This window comes from Arthrobacter sp. zg-Y1219 (genome assembly GCF_030125545.1).
In the GTDB taxonomy this organism is placed as follows: Bacteria; Actinomycetota; Actinomycetes; order Actinomycetales; family Micrococcaceae; genus Arthrobacter_B.
This window is the reverse complement of record NZ_JASKLY010000010.1, coordinates 60,417-80,554: the sequence shown is the minus strand read 5'-3', so window position 1 is coordinate 80,554 and position 20,138 is coordinate 60,417. Positions and strand designations below refer to the sequence as shown.

Below are 20,138 nucleotides of genomic sequence, written 5' to 3'. Positions count from 1 at the left end.
CGCCGGCCCGGCCGCGGTGTTTTGGGAGGCCAGTCAGCAACTCCCATTCAATGCAGTTACCCTAGGTCTGGGGCATCCCGCATACTGTCTGAGGATGAACCGGGCCAGGCATCAGAGCTCGGGCACGGCCCCTTACCCTTTGAACCACCTTTGTTACGTAGGAGAACAGTGCCAGTTAAGGCGAGCGACAAGAAGACCGGCAAGAAGTTAGTCATTGTCGAGTCTCCCGCCAAGGGCAAGACCATTGCCGGCTATTTGGGCGAGGGCTTCGAGGTGACGGCCTCCATGGGCCACATCCGCGACCTCCCGCAGCCGTCGGACTTGCCGGCCGAGCTGAAGAAGACCGGAGTCGGCAAGTTCGCCGTCGACCTGGACAACGACTTCGAGCCGTATTACGTGGTCTCCGCCGACAAGAAGAAGAAGGTCGCCGAGCTCAAGGCCGCCCTCAAGGACGCCGACGAACTCTACCTCGCAACTGACGGTGACCGCGAAGGCGAAGCCATTGCCTGGCACCTGCTGCAGGTGCTCAAGCCCAAGGTTCCGGTGCACCGCCTGACCTTCCCCGAAATCACCAAGGAAGCCATTCAGCGCGCCCTGCTGGAGATGCGCGACGTCGATGTCGCCATGGTTGACGCGCAGGAAACCCGCCGCATCCTGGACCGCCTGTACGGGTACGAGATTTCTCCGGTGCTCTGGCGCAAGGTGGCCCGCGGCCTGTCCGCCGGCCGCGTGCAGTCCGTGGCCACCCGCCTGGTGGTGGAGCGCGAACGCGAGCGCATGGCGTTCCGTCCCGCCTCCTACTGGGACCTGCTGGGCACCTTCGCCACCGATGCCGCCGAGTCCTTCAAGGCCAAGCTGGTCTCCGTGGACGGCGCACGCGTTGCCACCGGCAAGGACTTCAGCGACCTCGGCCAGCTCAAGGCCAAGTCCGTGGCCCACCTGGACGAAGCGGCAGCCACCTCGCTGGCCGCCAACCTGGCGTCGGCGTCGTTCTCTGTCCGCTCCGTGGACACCAAGCCGTACACCCGCCGTCCGGCCGCACCGTTCACCACCTCCACCCTGCAGCAGGAGGCCGGCCGCAAGCTGCGCTACTCCTCCAAGGTGACCATGCAGGTGGCGCAGCGGCTGTACGAAAACGGCTACATCACCTACATGCGTACCGACTCCCCGGCGCTGTCGGACCAGGCCATCAACGCCGCCCGCCGGCAGGCCTCTGAACTCTACGGCCCGGAATACGTGCCCGAGGCCCGCCGCGTCTACAAGGGCAAGTCCAAGAACGCGCAGGAAGCCCACGAGGCCATCCGCCCCGCCGGTGACTCGTTCCGCACGCCGGCGCAGGTCGCCTCCTCGCTGCGCGGCGACGAGTTCAAGCTCTACGAACTGATCTGGAAGCGCACCGTCGCCTCGCAGATGGCCGACGCCAAGGGCTCGACGGCGTCCGTCCGCCTGGGCGCCGTGGCTTCCGACGGCCGGGACGCCGAGTTCTCGGCCTCCGGCACCGTCATCACGTTCCGCGGCTTCATGGCCGCCTACGAGGAGGGCCGCGACGCCGCCCGCGACGACGACGCCGAAGGCACCGAGGGCGCCCGCCTGCCGGTTTTGAAGGCCGACGACGCGCTCACCGCAGCGGACCTCAACGCCGTCGGGCACGAGACCTCCCCGCCGCCGCGCTACACGGAAGCGTCGCTGGTGAAGGTGCTCGAAGAGCTCGGCATCGGCCGCCCGTCCACCTACGCCGCAACAATCTCCACCATCATGGACCGCGGCTATGTCACCAACCGCGGCCAGGCCCTGGTGCCCAGCTGGATCGCATTCTCCGTGGTGCGGCTGCTGGAGGAGCACTTCACCAACTACGTGGACTACGACTTCACGGCCGAACTCGAAGAGGACCTGGACCGCATTGCCCGCGGCGAGGCCGGCCGCGTGGAGTGGCTGAACCAGTTCTACTACGGTGACCGCGTGGACACCGGGCTGCACACGATCGTGAACGACCTGGGCGAAATCGACGCCAAGGCGATCAACTCGATCGAGATCGCGCCGGGCATCACCCTGCGCGTGGGCAAGTTCGGCCCGTACCTGGAACGCCCGCTGCCCGCCGACGCCCCGGAAGGCACCGAGCCCGAGCGCGCCAACGTTCCCGAGGACCTGGCCCCCGATGAGCTGACCGCCGAAAAGGCGATCGAGCTGATGGAAACCGCCGGACCGGAGGAACGCGTGCTCGGCGAGGATCCGGAAACCGGGCGCACCATCGTGGCCCGCAACGGCCGCTACGGCCCGTACGTCATCGAGCTGATCCCCGAGGTCACCGCCGAGGACCTGGCGAACCAGCCGGTGGAGTACTACAAGAACGGCAAGCCCAAGCCGCCGAAGAAGCCGGTCAAGGCCAAGCCGCGCACCGGCTCGCTGTTCAAAACCATGAGCGTGGAAACCGTCACGCTCGAGGAAGCGCTGAAGCTGATGAAGCTCCCGCGCGTCCTGGGCACCGACGCCGAGGGCAACGAGATCACCGTGCAGAACGGCCGCTTCGGCCCGTACCTGAAGAAGGGCACTGACTCCCGTTCCATCGGTTCCGAAGAGGAAATCTTCACCATCACGCTGGAACAGGCGCTGGAAATCTACGCCCAGCCCAAGCAGCGCGGCGGCCGGCAGGCAGCGGCTCCGCTGGCGGAGTTCGGCACGGATCCGGTGTCGGAGAAGCCCATTGTGGTCAAGGACGGCCGCTTCGGTCCGTACATCACCGACGGCATCACCAACATCACGGTGCCCCGGTCCACGGCCATTGAAGAGCTGACCCGCGAGCAGGCCATCGAGCTGCTGGCGGAGAAGCGCGAAAAGGGTCCGGCCAAGAAGCCGGCCGCCCGCAAGCCGGCGGCCCGCAAGCGCGCACCGGCCAAGAAGTAGGCCGCTGACGGGATCCGGCCGCCGTTCCCATGTTTGCCGAAGGGCAGCTGCCGTGTACGGGAGCTGCCCTTCGGCGCGGGATAATGGTGTCATGCGCTTAGGAGTCCTCGACATCGGGTCCAACACCGTCCACCTGCTGCTGGTGGACGCGCATCCGGGTGCCCGGCCGGTGCCCTTTGCCTCCCACAAGCGGCCGCTGTCGCTGATCGCCTACCTCGACGACGACGGCGCCATCACCGAAGCGGGGCAGCGCGAGTTGATCGGCTTCGTGGCGGAAGCCGGGGAGTTTGCCCGCCGCCACCGCGCCCAGGACCTGCTCTCCTTCTGCACCTCGGCGATCCGGGAAGCACCCAACGGTGCGGCCGTGCTCGCCCGGGTGGAGGCCGAAACCACTGTCCGGCTGAAGGAACTGAGCGGCGCCGACGAGGCGTCGCTGACCTTCCTGGCCGTCCGCCGCTGGTACGGCTGGGGCGCCGGCACCCTGCTGGACCTGGACATCGGCGGGGGATCCTTCGAAATGGCGCAGGGCGCCGACGAACTTCCCGAGACCGCGCTGTCCCTGCCGCTGGGTGCCGGACGGCTGACCCGCGACTGGCTTCCGGGCGATCCGCCCACGGCCAAGAGCATCAAGAAGCTGCGCAAGCACATCCGGGCAGCGGTGCAGGAAGCCGCGGCGGAGTTTGCTGCCTGCGGCCGTCCGAACCTCGCCGTCGGCACGTCCAAGACCTTCCGCTCGCTGGCCCGCATCACCGGTGCCGCCCCGTCCGCTGCCGGGCCCTACGTGCGCCGCCAGCTGCAGCGCACCGACCTCGGACTGTGGACCAAGCGCCTGGAAACCATGAGCATCAGCGACCGCAGCAACCTCGACGGCGTGTCCCCGATCCGCGCGTCGCAGGTGCTCGCCGGTGCCATGACGGCCCACGCGGCCATGGAAGCCTTCGATCTTCCGGTGCTCGAGATCTGCCCCTGGGCGCTGCGCGAGGGGCTGATCCTGCAGCGCTTCGACACCCTGCGCTTCGAATCAGACGGCCCGCTGCCGGACAGCCCCCTGCCGGACAGCCGCCTCCCGGAACGGGTGCCGGAGATGGCGCCCCTGACAGCCACTTCTACGGAAAGTCCAGCTGAATGACCACGTCACCAGAGATTTCCCTGACGGAAGAGGACACCGCCCCGTTCATCCCGGTGGCCCTGTCCAGCGCCTCCGTCTATCCGCTGAGCGTGCACGACACCTTCGCCGTCGCCCACGACCTGGGCTACGACGGCGTGGAGATCATGGTTACCGGCAGCAACGACAGCCAAAACCCGCAGATCCTGAGCGCACTCAGCGAGCGCTACTCACAGCCCATCATGGCCATCCACGCGCCCACCCTGCTGCTGACCCAGCAGGTCTGGGGCAAGGCCTGGACCAAGATTGAGCTGTCCGCCGCGATGGCCGCCGAGGTGGGGGCCAAGACAGTGGTGGCGCATCCGCCGTTCCGCTGGCAGTCCGGCTACGCGGAGAACTTCGCCGAGGGCGTGCGGCACATCGCCGAGCAGTACGGCGTAACCATTGCCGTGGAGAACATGTACCCGTGGCGGGTCCGCGGCCGCGAAGCCAAGGCCTACCTGCCGCACTGGAATCCGGTGACGGAACCCTACGAGCACGTCACCTGGGACTTCTCCCATGCCGCGATCGCCGGGATGGATTCCTATGAGGAACTGCGCAAGCTCGGCTCCCGCCTGCGTCACGTGCACCTGACCGACGGCACGCCCAACGGGCGCGACGAGCACATGCTGCCCGGTGAAGGCACCCAGCGCTGCGCCGAAGCCCTGCAGTACCTGAGCGAAACCGGGTACACCGGCGTGGTGGCCATTGAAGTGAGTACCCGCAAGGTCAAGGGCGCCGGCGAGCGGGAGGACCAGCTGAAGCAGACCCTGGACTTCGCCCGCATGAACCTGGGCCAGATCTCGGAGTAGCCCGATACGGAGCCCCGCGGGGTGCCGTGACAGAATCGGGGGCATGGATACCGGACATACCCACCTGACCTTTTTGGGCTGCGGCTCAATGAACGAAGCCATTCTTGGCGGAATCCTCGCCGGCGGGATGCCGCCCGCACAGGTGAGCGCCACCGTGCGGCGCCCCGAACGGGCAGCCGAACTGCGCGGACGCTACGCCGGCCTCACCGTGCTGGCCAGCAACGATGACCCGGAAGCCAACCGCACCGCGGCAGCGGGCGCCGACGTCGTCGTCGTCGGAGTGAAGCCGGTGGGCGTCGCGGCGCTCCTGGCGGAAATCGCCCCCGCCCTGCGTCCGGGCACCGTGGTGATCAGCGTGGCCGCGGCTGTCTCCCTGGAGCTGTTGGAAGCGGGGCTTCCCGCCGGCCAGCCCGTCATCCGCTCCATGCCCAACACGCCGTCCCGGCTGGGCCGCGGCGTCGTGTCCATCTCCGCCGGCACCAACGCCACCGAGGCCACCATGGCGCTGGCCGCCGAGCTCTTGTCCGCCACCGGCCGTGTGGTCCAGGTGCCGGAAGAGCAGGTCGACGCCGTGTCCGCCGTGAGCGGCTCCGGTCCGGCCTACGCCTTTTACCTGGCCGAAGCCATGGCCCGCGCCGGCGTGGAGCTGGGCCTGGATCCCGAGCTCTCGGCGGTCCTCGCCCGCGACACCGTCGCCGGTGCCGGCTACATGCTCGCCGAGCCGGGCGCCGATGCCGGTGTGCTGCGCCGCGCCGTGACCAGCCCCAACGGCACCACCGAGGCCGCCATCCGCAGCTTCGACGAGCAGGGACTGCCCGATGTCGTGGCCCGCGGGGCCCGTGCCGCCGCCGAGCGGGCAGCGGAGATCACCGCGGAGCTCTCGGCCGCGCAGAAGTAGCGGCGTCGGCCGGGTCCGCGTGGAAGCCGCCATAGCTGCGCTTTCGGTGCGACGCGATGGCGCCGCCCGGCGTGGAAGTCGCCATAGCTGCGCTCTCGGTGCGCCGGTTGTCCCGAGTGTGCAGATATGGCGGGTTCGGTTTCGCGAGAGTGCAGCTCTGGTGGCCAAAACGGCGTGGAAGTCGCCAAAGCTGCGCTCTCGTTGCGCCGCGGTGACGCCGCCCGGCGTGGAAGTCGCCCTACGTGCGCTCTCGGTGAGACGGCTGTCGTGAGTGTGCAGATATGGCGGGCTCGGTTTCGCGAGAGTGCAGCTCCGGTGGCCAAAACGGCGTGGAAGTCGCCATATGTGCGCTCTCGGTGCGCGGCGATGGCGCCGCCCGGCGTGGAAGCCGCCATACGTGCGCTCTCGGTGCGGGAACGCCCGCAGGATGGAAAGAACCCCCCGGGACGGACACGCAGAATGCTAGGGGCGGGCGGCGAACCGCTCGAGCAGGTCCACGTGTCCGGAGACAATCAGCATGTCGCGGGACGACACCCTGGTGTCTGCCCGCGCGTAGGTGAAGTCCTCACCGGGTGACTTCACGCCCACCACGGTGACCCCGTACTTGGAACGCACGTTGGACTCGCCCAGCGTGAAGCCCTGGGTTTCCCGGGGCGGATACATCTTCACGATGGCGAAGTCGTCGTCGAACTCGATGAAGTCCAGCATGCGGCCGCCGACCAGGTGCGCCGCGCGCCGGCCGGCGTCGGCCTCCGGATAAATCACGTGGTTGGCGCCGATCCGGGTCAGGATCTTGCCGTGCGCGGAAGTGATCGCCTTGACCCAGAGGTGCTCGATGCCCAGATCCACCAGGTTCACGGTGATCAGCACACTGGATTCGATGGAGGTGCCGACGCCGACGACGGCGGAGGAAAAGTCCTGCGCGCCCAGCTGCTTGAGGGCATCGATGTTGGTGGCGTCGGCCTGCACCACGTGGGTCAGGAGGCTTGACGCCTTCTGGACCAGGCTCGGATCGCGCTCGATGGCCAGGACTTCGCGGCCCTGCTTAACCAGCTGTTCAGCGGTGGCGGAGCCAAAGCGTCCCAATCCGATGACGAGGACGGGAGCGTTGTGAGCTGGTCTGTCAGCCAATGATTGGCCTTTCTTCGGGGTAGTGGTACAGCGTGTTGCGCTGCCGGGTTGCCAGGGCCGCGGCCAGGGTAATGGTACCCACGCGGCCGGCGAACATGAGGGCGGCGAGCAGGTATTTGCCGGCCGGCGGCAACGCTTCGCTCAGTCCCGTGCTCAGCCCAACCGTGGCAAAGGCGGAAATCACCTCGAACAGGACCGGCTCCAGCGTCTCAGCGGTGATGGCCAGCAGCGCCACCGTGGCCACGGCCACCAGAGTGGCGCCGAGGACGACCACCGAGATGGCCACCCGCATCGCGCTGTACGCAATGGTCCTGCCGAAGGCCCGCACATCGGAGTCACCGCGGGCTTCGGCCACGATCGCCAGGAAGATGACGGCCAGGGTGGTGACCTTGATGCCGCCGGCGGTGGAGGCAGAGCCGCCGCCGGCGAACATGAGCATGTCGGTGATGACCAGCGTGCTGGAATCCAGGTCGGACATGTCCACCAGGTTGAAGCCGCCGGACCGGGTCATCACGGAGGCGAACACCGAATGCAGGATCCGGTCCGCCACGTTCATGTCGCCGATGGTGGCGGTGTTGAACCATTCGAAGGCGCCCCAGAGGACGCTGCCGCCGACCAGCAGAATGGTAGTGACAAGCAGTGTGAGCTTGGTGTGCAGATTCCATTGCTTGACGTGGAATTTGCTCTGCAGCAGGACCATGATCACCGGGAAGCCGAGGCTGCCCAGGAAAACCCCCGCCATCAGCGGCCCGAGGATCCACAGATCCTCGTCGTACGGCACCAGCCCGTCCGAGTGCGGGGTGAAACCGGCGTTGTTGAACGCGGAGATTGAATAGAACACGGCATGCCAGATTGCCTGGCCGGGGGACTCTCCCAGAATCATGAACCGCGGGGCCATGATCAGGGCCAGCACCAGCTCGATCGCCACGGTGGTGGTGACCACGATGCGCAGCAGCGAACCAACTTCCCCCAGGCGGCCGGTGTTCATGCCTTCCTGGGCAATCAGCTTTCCGCGCACGCCCAGCCGCCGGTTCACGGCCAGGGCCAGCAGCGATGCCATGGTCAGGATGCCCAGCCCGCCCACCTGGATGGCGATCAGGATCAGCACCTGCCCGAAGCCGGACCAGTGCGTGGCGGTGGACACCACGGTCAGCCCGGTGACGCAGACAGCCGACACCGCGGTGAAGAGGGCGTCGTGCAGGGGAGTGACGTCACCGCTGCTCGACGAGGCAGGCAGCGACAGCAGGGCGGTGAACAGCAGGATCACCAGGGCGAAGACAATCAGGGCCAGCCGGGCGGGGGAACTGGCAGCCAGGGCATCCACGAAGTCGCGCAGCGCGGAGAACGCCCGCAAGGGGTTGAGCTGCCGCAGCTGCAGCCGGGGCTGCCGGATGGGTGCCATATTCGTGCTTGTTTCCTTGGTTCCAGATGGGGTGCGGTGCTCCGCGCAGTAGTAAACCACCGATGCGGCTGCCGGCAGCGTCCGGCGGCGTGCCGCGGTGTCAGTCTCCTAGTATTGCGCACATCGCGTAGCCTGTTCAGCATGATCAACCGCGGACTCAGTCTTCCGGTCATGCCGACCCGCATCATCTGGCACGAGGCCATGCTGGACTATAACTTTGGGCTTGGCCATCCCATGAGTCCGCTGCGCCTGGACCTCACCGCCAGGCTGGCAAGGGACCTGGGGATCTTTGACCTGCCGGGCGTGTCCCTGGGCGAGCCGTTCGTGGCCAGCGACCAGGAGCTCGGGACGGTGCACGGCAGCGAGTACATTGCCGGGGTCCGCAGCGTCAGCGCGGATCCGGGGTCCACCAATGAAAAGTATGGGCTCGGCACCGAGGACAATCCGGCTTTCGCCGGCATGCATGACGCCAGTGCGCGGCTCGTGGGCGGTTCGCTGGCCGCGGCCGACGCCGTCCTCTCCGGCGATGTGCTGCACGCCGTGAACTTCGGCGGCGGCATGCATCACGCGGCCGCCGAGCACGCCTCTGGTTTCTGCATCTACAACGACGCCGCGGCCGCCGTCGCCCGGCTGCTCGCCGGCGGTGCCAACAAGGTCCTCTACATCGACGTCGACGCCCACCACGGCGACGGCACCCAGAGCATCTTCTGGAACGACCCCCGGGTCATGACGATTTCCCTGCATGAAAGCGGGCTGACGCTCTTCCCGGGCACCGGCTTCGCCAATGAGACCGGCGGCCCCGGCGCGGAAGGAACGGCAGTCAACGTTGCGCTGCCGGCCAGGACGGGCGACAGCGGTTGGCTGCGGGCCTTCCATGCAGTGGTTCCGCAACTGGCTGAGGCTTTTGCCCCGGACGTGATCGTGAGTCAGCATGGCTGCGACAGCCACACCGATGATCCGCTGACCAACCTCCGGCTCAGCGTGGACACCCAGCGGCAGGCGGCCCTGACGATCGCCGACCTTGCATCCACCCTCTGCGGCGGACGGTGGATCGCCACGGGCGGCGGGGGATACAACGTGGTTTCCGTGGTGCCGCGGTCCTGGAGCCTGCTGATGTCAGTGGCGGCCAACGGCCGCATCCGGTGCAACACCCCGGTCCCCGAACCGTGGCGGGAGTACGTCAAGGAGCGGTACGGGGAGGATTCCCCGCCGCTGATGGGCGACGGGATTGAGCTGTGGTGGCGGTCCTGGGAAGTCGGCTACGACCCCAACGACGAGATCGACCGCACGGTGATGGCCACCCGCAAGGAAGTCTTTCCGCTGCATGGCCTTGATCCCTGGTTCGACTAGGCAAACCGGTCCGCGGCGGCGCAGCTGCGGACCGGCCCGGCAGCGAAACCGGCCTTTGGCCGGGGAACGGATAAAGTGGGTGTCATGGTCATCGATGATGTTTTTGCCGTCATTGCGGAAGGCACCCGCCGTGAGCTGCTGGGGGCGCTGCGCAGCGGAGATAAATCCGTGGGCGCCCTCGTGGAAGAGCTGGAAGTCAGCCAGCCCACCGTCTCGAAGCACCTGAAGGTCCTCCGGGAGGCCGGCCTGGTCAGCATGCGGGCCGAAGGACAGAAACGCTACTACTCGCTGCAGACCGCTCCGCTGGATGAGATCGTGCTGTGGCTCCGGGCCTTCGACCTTCCGTCGCTCCAAGCGGCAAAGACTCCCGACACACGGCTCGCTTCAGTGGCCGCAGTGGCCACCGCGACGGGGATCAGTCCCGCCGGGAACAACTCGGGGACGGCCCGCACCGGACGGCAGCTGTTTGCCGGCCGGCCGTCGTCGGCTGACTCCCGCATGGCCGAGTCCCGCACAGCTGATCCCCGCACTGCTGATCCCCGCACGGCAGCGGCGGCCGCGGCAGCCGCACTGGAATCCGGAAGCGCCGAAGCGCAGCCGGTCGGCGGGGATCCGGTCGCCGCGCAGCATCTGGGACGCACCGTGGGCAGGGCGGCCGAACGCGCCGCCGATCTGCTGGGGCAGTTCCCGAAGTTCCGACGTCGTCGCTCCTAGGGCGTCTTCCCCCGTCACACGTCGCAGGCCCGGCACCGGACCGCTAGCGTAGTACGTGGGAAATACTCGAAGGAGCAATAACAACCATGGACTCAACACTCATCAGCGTGCGCGACGACGTTTTCCGGCGCAATCCCGGTGAAACCGAATTCCATCAGGCAGTCGTCGAAGTTTTCGACACTCTGGAACCGGTGCTCCGCAAGCATCCTGAGTTCGGGGAAGCCGCCATTCTGCAGCGCATCTGCGAACCGGAGCGCCAGATCATCTTCCGGGTGCCCTGGGTGGATGACCACGGCCAGGTGCAGATTAACCGCGGCTTCCGCGTCGAGTTCAACTCGGCCCTCGGCCCCTACAAGGGCGGCCTGCGGTTCCATCCCTCCGTGTACCTGGGGATCGTCAAGTTCCTGGGCTTTGAGCAGATCTTCAAGAACGCGCTGACCGGCATGCCGATCGGCGGCGGCAAGGGCGGATCCGACTTCGACCCGCGCGGCAAGTCCGACGCCGAAGTGATGCGTTTCTGCCAGTCCTTCATGACCGAGCTCTACCGCCACATCGGTGAATACACCGACGTCCCGGCCGGCGACATCGGCGTGGGCGGCCGCGAGATCGGCTATCTGTTCGGCCAGTACAAGCGGATCACCAACCGCTACGAATCCGGCGTGCTGACCGGCAAGGGCGTCAGCTGGGGCGGTTCCCTCGTTCGTCCCGAGGCCACCGGTTACGGCGTTGTGCTCTTTGTGGAGGAAATGCTCAAGACCCGGAACCTGAGCCTGGAGGGGCAGCGGGTCATCGTCTCCGGCTCGGGCAACGTGGCGATCAATGCGATCGCCAAGGCCCAGGCGCTCGGCGCCAATGTGGTGGCCTGCTCGGACTCGCAGGGCTACGTGGTGGACGAGACGGGCATCGATGTTGCGCTGCTGCGGGAGGTCAAGGAGGTCGAGCGCGGACGCATGACCGACTACGCCAAGCGCCGCGGCAGCTCAGCGACCTACGTGCCCGGCGGCTCCATCTGGGACGCCGGCGCGGCGGTGGCGCTTCCGTGCGCCACCCAGAACGAGCTCGACGACGGCGACGCCCGCTCCCTGATCAAGTCCGGGGTTGTCGCGGTTGCCGAAGGGGCCAACATGCCCTGCACGCCGAAGGCCATTGAAGCCTTCCAGGAAGCCAATGTGCTCTTCGGGCCCGGGAAGGCTGCAAACGCGGGCGGAGTGGCTACTTCGGCGCTGGAAATGCAGCAGAATGCCAGCCGCGATTCGTGGAGCTTTGAACACACCGAGCGCCGGCTGACGGAAATCATGGTCAACATCCATGACAACTGCGCCCGAACGGCCGAGGAATACGGTTCTCCCGGCAACTACGTGGTGGGGGCGAACATCAACGGCTTCGTGCGGGTGGCCGACGCCATGCTCGCCCAAGGCGTAATCTAACCCGCCGCACCCCGGCGGAAGCGGTCGGTCGACAGCTGAAGATGGCGGGTGAACTTCCACTATGGTGACCTCAGACACTAGAGTGGAAGACCGGACGGTTAAACCCAGTGGCAGTCCCCAGCAGGCACCCGCGTCTTCGGATTGACGCTGCATTGCAGCCGGTTGTTGCACATCAGCAAAGGAACTCAAGGCAAATGGCAGACGAGGGCAATTTCTCGGACGTACGGTTTCTGACCGTGTCAGAGGTCGCGGATGTCATGCGTGTGTCCAAGATGACCGTGTACCGGCTGGTGCATTCGGGCGAGCTGCCCGCTGTCCGTTTCGGGCGCTCCTACCGTGTGCCCGAATCAGCGGTCCAGCAGGTGCTGAAAAACGCCGTGATTGACCGTCGCTCGGACACTGCGTAGCGCTGTCACTGGATACCGCGGCGAGGCGGTACCCTGTTAAAGAACGTTTTACATCGTGGCAACTATCTGCCGGTGTCGACGCGCGGGTGCCAACGGTGCCGAAGCGTTGGAGCCGGCGTCTGACTATTTCAAGTTTGTGAGGACTCTGTGGGTTCAGTAATCAAGAAGCGCCGCAAGCGTATGGCCAAGAAGAAGCATCGTAAGCTGCTTCGCAAGACCCGCCACCAGCGTCGCAACAAGAAGTAACCAGGATCTTTCCTGGACAAACCCGCCGTGCACTTCGGAGCCGGCGGGTTTGTTGTTTAAACGCGCGGGCGCCTTCCCGGCGCTAGCGGGACCTGACCCAGGAGAAGCCCCGCCACAGCCCGTAGGCGCCCCCGGCCACGGTGGCGCTCTTCAAGCCCAGGGTGGCGGCCCGGCGTCCCGAGCGGAAGTCATAGATGGGCCAATTGCGGTCCCGCGCATGCCGGCGCAGCCGGGAGTCCGGGTTGATGGCCACCGGGTGCCCGACAATGCTGAGCAGGGGCACGTCGTTGTAGGAATCGCTGTAGGCCCAGCAGCGGCCCAGGTCGAGGCCTTCTTTTTCCGCCAGGACCTTGACGCCTTCGGCCTTGGCCGGGCCGTGCAGGAATTCGCCCACCAAACGGCCCGTGTAAAGCCCGTCGTCGATTTCGCTCACAGTTCCCAGGGCGCCCGTCAGGTGCAGCCGGTCCGCGATCACTGAAGCCACCTCAACGGGCGTGCCGGTGACCAGCCAGACGGGACGGCCGGATTTCATGTGCTGCTCGGTCAGCGCCCGGGTTCCCGGCCAGATCTTGGATTCGATCATCTCGTCGTAGACTTCTTCGCCGAGGACCCTGATATCTGCCGCGGCGAGGCCCGTGGCCAAAGTCAGGGCGGCGTCGCGCACCGAGTGCACGTCCTTGAGGTTCTCGCCCTGCAGCATGAACCGTGCCTGCTTGCGGGCGAAGCCAAACGCCTCCCGAAGCGTGAAAACCTTGCGCTGGTACATCTTGCGGCCCACATGGAACAGGCTGGCTCCCCGCATCAGGGTGTTGTCCACATCAAAGAACGCAGCCTCGCCAGGTTTGACCGCCGCTGCCGGAGGCTCGGCGGCTCGTACTGCGGTGGTTCGGGGCATACCCCTGAGTCTACGCATTAAGTCGCCGGGGTCACGGTCGCCCGTTCGGCGGAACGCAGGTACTGGACCGGGCGGCTATTTTAGAAGTATGACCTCCTCGGACACGTCCCCAGATCTCCTCCTGCTCACCCGGCCGGGCTGCCACCTGTGCGAAGCGGCCCGTGCGGTTCTGGAACGGATTCGTGCTGACCTCGCCATCAGCTGGCGCGAACAGTCCATTGAAGGCGATGCGGGACTGACGTCCCGGTTTGGGGAGGAGATACCGGTGCTCCTGATCGACGGGGTCCAGCGTGATTTCTGGCAGCTTGATGAGGCTCGGATCCGCCGGCTCCTGGGAGCCTAGGATCCGGGGCTTTGTCCCGCCCTGCCTCGGGCTTAGAGTGGGAAAACCGGGTAGACCTGGCGTACCGGGCAGCATCAGGTGCGGCACAGGCTCGCGCCCGCCGCGGGAGTACCCAACAAATGATAGGGACATGTGAGCATCTCCGAGGAACCAGGCCGACCGGCCGGTGCAGTTACCGCCCGGCATATTCCGCCTGCGTCGCTGGCCCGCCTGACGATCTACCTGCGGGCGCTGAGCAGCATGCTGGGCGAGGGCATTGAGCGGGTCTCATCGGATGAGCTGGCGGAAGCGGCGGGGGTTAATTCCCCCAAGCTCCGCAAGGACCTTTCCTATCTGGGTTCCTACGGCACCCGCGGCGTGGGCTATGACGTGTCCTACCTCAGCGAGCAGATTGCGGCCGCCCTGGGCCTGACCCGGAACTGGCGGGTGGCGATCGTCGGTGCCGGAAACCTGGGCAGGGCCCTTGCCGGGTATCCGGGATTCGGGTCGCGCGGATTTGAGGTGGTTGCCCTGTTCGACGCCGACCAGCTGGTGATCGGACAGGAAGTCGGCTGGCTGCGCGTCAGTTCCGTCGACGTCATGGAAAGCGTCCTGGACCGTGCCAAGGCCAACATGGCCGTCCTATCCGTCCCCGCCGACGTGGCCCAGAACCTCTGCGACCGGCTGGTCGCGTGCGGCATCACCAGTATTCTGAGCTTCGCGCCAGTGGTGCTGCAGGTTCCGGACCACGTTCAGGTGCGCAAGGTGGACATGGCCACCGAATTGCAGATTTTGGCCTATCACGCACAGCGGGCCCAAGTCTCGGACATCGCGTCCGAAGCCCGGTCCCGGCTGGCCACCTAGCCTCGCCGTCAGCGCATACTCAAGTACCGGCTGCGCCGGGGTCGAAAGTACCTGTTGCATTCGTCCAGATAGAGCAGCGACAGTCCCGCGATTGCCACCAGCACGGCAAACACCTGCAACACGGCCGCGGCCTGCATGGTCGCTACCAGTGCCATGGGAGCCAAGACCGAGGCGCCGATGCGCGCCCAGTTCCGGCCCTCCCGTATCAGGACGGCGACGAGCAGATAGAGACCGAAGACCACCAGGGCCGTGGCGAGTGTGACCGTCTGGATGGTGGTTACATATTCTGCGGCGTCGACGCCGAATATCTCGAGCAGGCCGGCATAGGCCGGAGGTTCCGTGACCGGGGCGCGGCTCGCCGCTATGCCTCCGCCGAGACTGATGATGCCGGCCATCACGATGGCGGCAAAAGACAGTCCCACTGCCCGCGGACGTCGGCCCTTCCACTCCCGGTAGGGAATCCGTGCCGGCACCGCCGGCCGTGGAGTGGCTGCGGGCGGTGCGGGCACTGAAACGCCGCCCGCCGTGCGGCCAAACGGGATTCGGCCGGACAGGGGGAGTGCAGCCGCCTCTTCGCCGGGAGGCATCTGCGGGGTTTCAGGTGCGGTGATGGGTGGTGCGTCCGGTGGTGTCCCGGAGTGTGTGGCCGGGTCCGTTTCCGGTTCCGCCGTCAGGGTCGCCACCGCCGTTCGGGGCTCCGGGCCCAGGCCCGGGTCCGACGGCGTTGTCTCGAGGGCCGGCTCTGCCGTCAGGGTCGGCACCGCCGTGGCCGTCGCCGGTTCATCAGCCGTCAGGGGGGTCGTTTCTGGCTCTCGGTCCACCGTCAGGGTTGGCGCCGCCGTATCGGGCTCCGGGTCCGGTTCCGAGACCAGGGTTGGCACCGCCGTCTCGGGCTCCGGTTCCGGGTCCGCCGTCAGGGTTGTTGCCACCGCCGTCCCGGGGGCCGGGTCCGGGTCCGCCGGAGTTTCCTCGATCATCGGTTCGGCTATCAGGATCTCGGCCGTCGTTTCGATCGCCGGTTCTGCCTCCGCCGTTTCAGGTTCCGGTTCCGCCGTCAGGGTTGCCACCGCCGTTTCAGCCTCCGCCGATTCTGCCCCTTCCGGTTCCGCCGTCAGGGTTGCCACCGCCGGTTCTGCCACCGCCGATTCTGCCCCGTCCGGTTCCGCCGTCAGGGTCGCCACCGCCGGTTCTGCCGCCGTCGTCACTGGTTCCACCCTTGGCGGGATCACGGCCACTGTCGGCCAAGTGGTTGCGCGCCGCCGCCGGCGGAGGGACCGAATCCGGGAGCCGAGGGCGCCGCGGGCCTTTTTGCCGAGCACCTGCACACGGCGCCGCAGTGGATTTGGGGAAGCGTGAAGTGGACTCATCCTCGGTGCCGCCTTCGGGAAAAGGGATACGCTCCGCGCCGGGTTTGAGCTGCCATCCCAGCGGGTGATCAAACGCTACAGCGCTTCCCCTGCGGTGTGACCAGAAGAGGACGGTTGAAGCCTGCGCAGGTGACAAAAAGGGCCGGCCCGTTTTCCGGACCGACCCTTTTCGCCGTTGAACTGTGCCGTTGATCGGCAGCTGAGGTGTACCGCTTAGTAGGGGCCGAACCGCGGCCGCGACTGGAAGTACGGCTGCGCCTGCGGGCGGTAGAGCATGACGATGCCGGCGATGCCGGCAAGCGAACCGAGCAGCGAGATCAGCTCGATGGGGGAGGAGAACGCCAGACCGGTCACCAGGGAGAGCAGCACGCCGACGACGGACAGCGCGGCAAAGACCGTTCCGATGATCCGCGCCCAGTTCTTGCCGCTGCGGATCAGGAAAGCGATCAGGACGTAGATGCCCAGGACGATCAGGGATATGACGATCCCGGTGGTGGCGGCAAAACTCCGCACCGTCTCTTCCGTCATGCCGGCGTCTTCAAACACCTGCCGGTCCTCGGGGGACACCGTGCTGAAAATATCTGCCGCCGAGATGGAAAGCGACGAGGCGATCATGTAGATGAGGGTCAGGATCCCGGCGGCCAGGATCAGCCAGAATCCGGTCATGACCTCGCGGGGTGGTGCCCCTTTGCTGCCCGGGGCCTGTCCGGGACCCGGATACCCATACCCGGAGGGCTGCGCCGACTGATAGCCGTACGGGCTCTGCGGCTGCCCGTAGGGGTTCTGTCCATACGGCTGCTGTCCGTAAGGCTGCCCGGAGGTGGGAGTCTGCTGCCCGGCGGCATTCGGCATCCCCGGCTGCCCGTACGGGGTGTAGGGCTGGTCGCCCTGGCCCTGGCCGGGCTGGCCGGGCTGTCCCTGGCCGGGCTGTCCCTGGCCGTACTGTCCCTGGCCGTGCCCCGGCTGCCCCGGCTGGGGAGTCTGGGGGAGCCGCTGGCCGTACTTCGGCTCGTCGGCGGCAGTGTTGGAATCTCGGGGACGGTTCGGGTCTCGGGGGTCCGGACTATTCGGAGGTGTGCTCATTGCCGCCTACTTGCTAGTTGGTGCAGACGCTGCTTTGGTCGGATGTGAGGGTCCTTCCGTTCCAGCGGTGTCTGGGTCCTGGGTGTCGGGTGCGGTCAGGCACCGCGAGATTCCGGTCGGCCGAAGCCCCGGATCTCGGCCGGGAAACCACAACCGGATTTCTCCAGCCTATCGCGGCGTGCGCCGTCCGTCGCCGGGGCTCGGCCGATCGCGGACACGCGGTTTGGGGAAACGGCAAAGGACACCCCGGCCGGTGGCCGGAATGTCCTTTGAGGTGGCCTGTTCAGGCCGTGCGCGGAGGCAGGCTCAGGCTGCCGCCACAAACGCCGCGTCGACGCTGATGGTCACCTTGTCGCCGACCAGGACGCCGCCGGTTTCCAGTGCGGCATTCCAGGTCAGGCCAAAGTCCTTGCGGCTGATGACGGTGGTGCCGGAGAATCCGGCGCGGGTGGCGCCGAAGGGGTCCACAGCCACGCCGTTGAACTCCGTGTCCAGGATGACCGGAAGGGTGGTGCCCTTGATCGTCAGGTCCCCGGCAACCTTGTAGGTTTCACCGGAGCCTTCGATGCCGGTGACGGCGAACGTCAGTTCGGGGAACTGCTCGACGTCGAAGAAGTCGGCGCCCTTGACGTGGGCATCGCGGTTGGCGTCATTCGAGTTGAACGACGCGGCGTCGATGACGGCGTTGATGGTCGACTCTTCGATGGAGGAACCGATTTCCATCACGGCCGTGACCTTGTCAAAGCTTCCGCGCACCTTGCTGATGCCGGCGTGACGGACGGCGAAACCGATCTCGCTGTGCGAGGCATCGAGGTTCCACGTACCGGTGGTGAGCCCGTTGGGGGTCATGCTGTTCTCCTGTTGCTGGTGGGTGCCGGGGCGGATCCCCGGTGCATGTTCATGCATTTGCATCTACTGTTGCACGGATTCGTTCAAGCTTCAAGTATTTAGCAGATTTAGTTCAGCGCGCTCTCTCTGCGAAACTTAACGACATGTCCCGAGCCTCGATCCACCTTGTCCGCCATGGAGAAGTTTTCAATCCGGACGGAGTCCTCTACGGGCGCCTGCCCGAGTTCCACCTGTCCGACCTGGGGGAGCAGATGGCCCGCCGGGTGGCCGGCCACTTTGAAAGCCGGAAGAACGACGGCGCGAAGCTGGTGCATCTGGTCGCGTCACCGCTGACCCGGGCCCAGGAGACGGCGGCGCCGATCGCGGCCGCCCTTGGGCTGGAAATCACCACCGACGAGCGCATTTTGGAAGCGACCAACCGCTTCGAAGGCCTTTCCGGCGTCACCAGCCGGCTGCGGAACCCGCGGTACTGGCCTCTGATGTACAACCCCTTCAAGCCGTCCTGGGGTGAACCGTACGCAGCCCAGGTGGAACGCGTGATGACCGCCGTCAATGATGCCCGGATGCAGGCCGCTGTACTGGGCGGGGACGGAGCCGAGGCCGTGCTGGTCAGCCACCAGCTGCCCATCTGGGTCACGCGGCTTGCCGCCGAGGGTCGCAAGCTCTGGCACGATCCCCGCCAGCGCCAGTGCACGCTGACCTCGGTCACTACGCTGGAGTTCGACGGCGACAAGCTGATCGGGGTCCGGTATGCGGAGCCCTCCGCCGACCTTCTGCCCGGTGCTGCGAATATTCCGGGCGCATAATAGACTTACTACGCGTTGTAGAAGTGGCCGCCCCGCCGCGATGAAAGCTGGAAATAGTTGAAAAACCCTCAGAGCACTCCCCAGCCGGATGCCATGCGCCGCCGCTCCTTCCTGAAGCTCGGCGCCGGCCTGGCTCTTGGCGTGCCCTTGGTGACAGCAGCAGCGGGCTGCGCCGTCGAGGATCCGCTGGCTGCCCAGGCCAAGGCCGGCGACAACAAGAACTACATCGCCGGGGACGGATCGGTCACCGAGTATGCCGCAGACCAGCGCGGTGAAGCGGTGCGGCTTGAGGGCACCCTCTTTGACGGCACCGCCGTTTCATCCGCCGAATTTGCCGGCGACGTGGTGGTTCTGAACTTCTGGTATGCGGCCTGCGCCCCGTGCCGGAAGGAAGCTCCGGACCTGGTGGAACTGCACGGAATGTTCGAGCCCGAGGGGGCACGCTTCTACGGCGTGAACATCCGCGACGAACGCAGCACGGCTGAAGCCTTTGAACGCTCCTTCGGCATTCCCTATCCCAGCTTCCAGGACAAGGACGGCGGAATCCTGCTGGCCATGACGCAGTTCGTGCCGCCGTCGGCCGTTCCCACCACCCTGGTGCTGGACCGCGAAGGCCGCGTTGCCGCCCGCATCCTCGGGCTGGCTGACAAGAGCACCCTGAAGGCCCTGATCTCCGACGCGCTGGCAGCCTAGCCGGTATGGTGCCCTCCGCCGTAACCGCTGCCGTTCCCGCGGCAGCCCTGCCCGCAGCCAACGTCTTCGCCGAGACCATCCTCAACGGGTCCATGCTGCTGGCCATTCCCGTTGCCGCTCTGGCCGGGCTGGTGTCGTTCCTGTCACCGTGCGTGCTGCCGCTGGTCCCGGGCTACCTGGGCTACGTCACCGGGCTGACCGGCGTCGATCTGCAGAAACAGCGCCGCGGGCGGATGCTGGCCGGAATCGGTCTGTTCGTGCTGGGATTCTCCGCCGTCTTCGTCATTATCGGTGCCGGCGTCGGGCAGCTCGGCGGCTGGCTGCGCGGTTCCGACCAGGCCTGGATTCCGCAGGTCCTGGGAGCGGCCATCATCCTGCTCGGCATTGTCTTCATGGGCGGACTGAGCTGGTTCCAGCGGGACCGCAAAATCGCCGCCCGCCCGCCGGCGGGGCTCTGGGGCGCGCCGCTGCTGGGCATCACCTTCGGGCTGGGCTGGGCGCCGTGCCTGGGCCCGACCCTGTCCGCCGTCCAGCTGCTCTCCTTCTCCGGTGATGACGCCACGGCCGCCAAGGGCGCCTTCCTGACCTTCATTTACTGCCTCGGCCTGGGGCTTCCCTTCCTGCTCATCGCGCTGGGATTCCGGCGGGGGATGGGTGCGCTCGGCGTCTTCCGCCGGCACCGGCTCGCCCTCCAGCGGTTCGGCGGCGGCATGCTCATTGTCCTGGGCGTCCTGATGCTCACAGGTGTCTGGAACATCTGGATCAACAATCTCCAAGGTTGGTTGGATAGTGTGACCCTGCCGATTTGATGAACCTTGAACCGCAGT

20 protein-coding genes are annotated in these 20,138 nt (G+C 66.7%); 14 read left to right on the top strand and 6 right to left on the bottom strand.

Annotation, left to right across the window (positions count from 1 at the left end; translation table 11 throughout):
- Nucleotides 1–168: 168 nt before the first annotated feature.
- From topA to proC, 4 genes are all read left to right on the top strand, one after another.
- Nucleotides 169–2,901 (top strand): type I DNA topoisomerase, encoded by a 2,733-nt coding sequence (gene topA, locus QNO00_RS06695; protein ID WP_284024021.1) that lies wholly within the window; start codon nt 169–171, stop codon nt 2,899–2,901.
- A gap of 91 nt (nt 2,902–2,992) precedes the next feature.
- Nucleotides 2,993–4,030 carry a Ppx/GppA family phosphatase gene (locus tag QNO00_RS06690; protein WP_229964691.1) on the top strand — a complete coding sequence of 346 codons (1,038 nt, stop codon included), beginning with the start codon at nt 2,993–2,995 and terminating at the stop codon, nt 4,028–4,030.
- Nucleotides 4,027–4,857 carry a sugar phosphate isomerase/epimerase family protein gene (locus QNO00_RS06685; RefSeq protein WP_229964692.1) on the top strand — a complete coding sequence of 277 codons (831 nt, stop codon included), beginning with the start codon at nt 4,027–4,029 and terminating at the stop codon, nt 4,855–4,857. Before QNO00_RS06690 ends, QNO00_RS06685 begins: the two co-directional genes overlap by 4 nt.
- Nucleotides 4,858–4,900: 43 nt before the next feature.
- A complete protein-coding gene (gene proC / locus QNO00_RS06680) occupies nt 4,901–5,755 on the top strand; it encodes a pyrroline-5-carboxylate reductase (protein ID WP_229964693.1) in 855 nt (284 codons plus the stop codon).
- A gap of 462 nt (nt 5,756–6,217) precedes the next feature.
- Here proC and QNO00_RS06675 read toward each other — a convergent pair whose 3' ends face one another.
- On the bottom strand, nt 6,218–6,886 hold the full coding sequence (locus tag QNO00_RS06675; protein ID WP_229964694.1) for a potassium channel family protein: 669 nt from the start codon (nt 6,884–6,886) through the stop codon (nt 6,218–6,220).
- Nucleotides 6,879–8,288, bottom strand: a complete 1,410-nt coding sequence (locus QNO00_RS06670; protein WP_229964695.1) for a TrkH family potassium uptake protein — start codon at nt 8,286–8,288, stop codon at nt 6,879–6,881. The genes QNO00_RS06675 and QNO00_RS06670 overlap by 8 nt, the downstream gene beginning before the upstream one ends.
- Before the next feature lie 141 nt (nt 8,289–8,429).
- Here QNO00_RS06670 and QNO00_RS06665 point away from each other — a divergent pair, with 141 nt between their 5' ends.
- From QNO00_RS06665 to QNO00_RS06645, 5 genes are all read left to right on the top strand, one after another.
- Complete coding sequence (locus QNO00_RS06665) at nt 8,430–9,638, top strand: acetoin utilization protein AcuC (protein ID WP_442860460.1); 1,209 nt, start codon at nt 8,430–8,432, stop codon at nt 9,636–9,638.
- An 84-nt stretch (nt 9,639–9,722) separates the two neighbouring features.
- Nucleotides 9,723–10,352: an ArsR/SmtB family transcription factor gene (locus QNO00_RS06660; RefSeq protein ID WP_284024020.1), complete on the top strand. Its 630-nt coding sequence runs from the start codon at nt 9,723–9,725 to the stop codon at nt 10,350–10,352.
- A gap of 86 nt (nt 10,353–10,438) precedes the next feature.
- Nucleotides 10,439–11,779, top strand: a complete 1,341-nt coding sequence (gene gdhA / locus QNO00_RS06655) for an NADP-specific glutamate dehydrogenase (RefSeq protein ID WP_284024019.1) — start codon at nt 10,439–10,441, stop codon at nt 11,777–11,779.
- 194 nt (nt 11,780–11,973) lie between these two features.
- Nucleotides 11,974–12,186 carry a helix-turn-helix domain-containing protein gene (locus QNO00_RS06650; RefSeq protein WP_210227694.1) on the top strand — a complete coding sequence of 71 codons (213 nt, stop codon included), beginning with the start codon at nt 11,974–11,976 and terminating at the stop codon, nt 12,184–12,186.
- Nucleotides 12,187–12,333: 147 nt separating this feature from the next.
- On the top strand, nt 12,334–12,432 hold the full coding sequence (locus QNO00_RS06645; protein WP_003792170.1) for a 30S ribosomal protein bS22: 99 nt from the start codon (nt 12,334–12,336) through the stop codon (nt 12,430–12,432).
- An 82-nt stretch (nt 12,433–12,514) separates the two neighbouring features.
- On the opposite strand, the gene QNO00_RS06640 is transcribed toward QNO00_RS06645, so the two are convergent.
- On the bottom strand, nt 12,515–13,327 hold the full coding sequence (locus tag QNO00_RS06640; RefSeq protein ID WP_229964698.1) for an HAD family hydrolase: 813 nt from the start codon (nt 13,325–13,327) through the stop codon (nt 12,515–12,517).
- Nucleotides 13,328–13,415: 88 nt separating this feature from the next.
- Between QNO00_RS06640 and QNO00_RS06635 the strand changes: the two genes are divergently transcribed.
- Together QNO00_RS06635 and QNO00_RS06630 are read left to right on the top strand one after the other, a co-directional pair.
- Entirely contained in the window at nt 13,416–13,670 is a 255-nt protein-coding gene (locus tag QNO00_RS06635; protein ID WP_284024018.1) for a glutaredoxin family protein, read from the top strand.
- 132 nt (nt 13,671–13,802) lie between these two features.
- Nucleotides 13,803–14,513, top strand: coding sequence for a redox-sensing transcriptional repressor Rex (locus QNO00_RS06630; protein WP_229964700.1), 711 nt, complete (start codon nt 13,803–13,805; stop codon nt 14,511–14,513).
- Between the two features lie 8 nt (nt 14,514–14,521).
- On the opposite strand, the gene QNO00_RS06625 is transcribed toward QNO00_RS06630, so the two are convergent.
- The 3 genes from QNO00_RS06625 to QNO00_RS06615 all read right to left on the bottom strand — a co-directional run bounded on the left by QNO00_RS06625 (nt 14,522) and on the right by QNO00_RS06615 (nt 17,812).
- Nucleotides 14,522–15,718 carry a hypothetical protein gene (locus QNO00_RS06625; protein WP_284024017.1) on the bottom strand — a complete coding sequence of 399 codons (1,197 nt, stop codon included), beginning with the start codon at nt 15,716–15,718 and terminating at the stop codon, nt 14,522–14,524.
- Nucleotides 15,719–16,093: 375 nt separating this feature from the next.
- The gene (locus tag QNO00_RS06620) at nt 16,094–16,963 is read right to left on the bottom strand and encodes a hypothetical protein (RefSeq protein ID WP_284024016.1); all 870 of its coding nucleotides are present in this window, start codon (nt 16,961–16,963) and stop codon (nt 16,094–16,096) included.
- A 306-nt stretch (nt 16,964–17,269) separates the two neighbouring features.
- Nucleotides 17,270–17,812 (bottom strand): YceI family protein, encoded by a 543-nt coding sequence (locus QNO00_RS06615; protein ID WP_284024015.1) that lies wholly within the window; start codon nt 17,810–17,812, stop codon nt 17,270–17,272.
- A gap of 143 nt (nt 17,813–17,955) precedes the next feature.
- Between QNO00_RS06615 and QNO00_RS06610 the strand changes: the two genes are divergently transcribed.
- The 3 genes from QNO00_RS06610 (at nt 17,956) to QNO00_RS06600 (ending at nt 20,120) form a co-directional block, all read left to right on the top strand.
- The gene (locus tag QNO00_RS06610; RefSeq protein ID WP_284024014.1) at nt 17,956–18,618 is read left to right on the top strand and encodes a histidine phosphatase family protein; all 663 of its coding nucleotides are present in this window, start codon (nt 17,956–17,958) and stop codon (nt 18,616–18,618) included.
- Nucleotides 18,619–18,711: 93 nt separating this feature from the next.
- Nucleotides 18,712–19,311, top strand: a complete 600-nt coding sequence (locus QNO00_RS06605; RefSeq protein ID WP_229965045.1) for a TlpA family protein disulfide reductase — start codon at nt 18,712–18,714, stop codon at nt 19,309–19,311.
- 5 nt (nt 19,312–19,316) lie between these two features.
- On the top strand, nt 19,317–20,120 hold the full coding sequence (locus tag QNO00_RS06600) for a cytochrome c biogenesis CcdA family protein (RefSeq protein ID WP_229964704.1): 804 nt from the start codon (nt 19,317–19,319) through the stop codon (nt 20,118–20,120).
- The last annotated feature ends 18 nt before the right edge of the window (nt 20,121–20,138 follow it).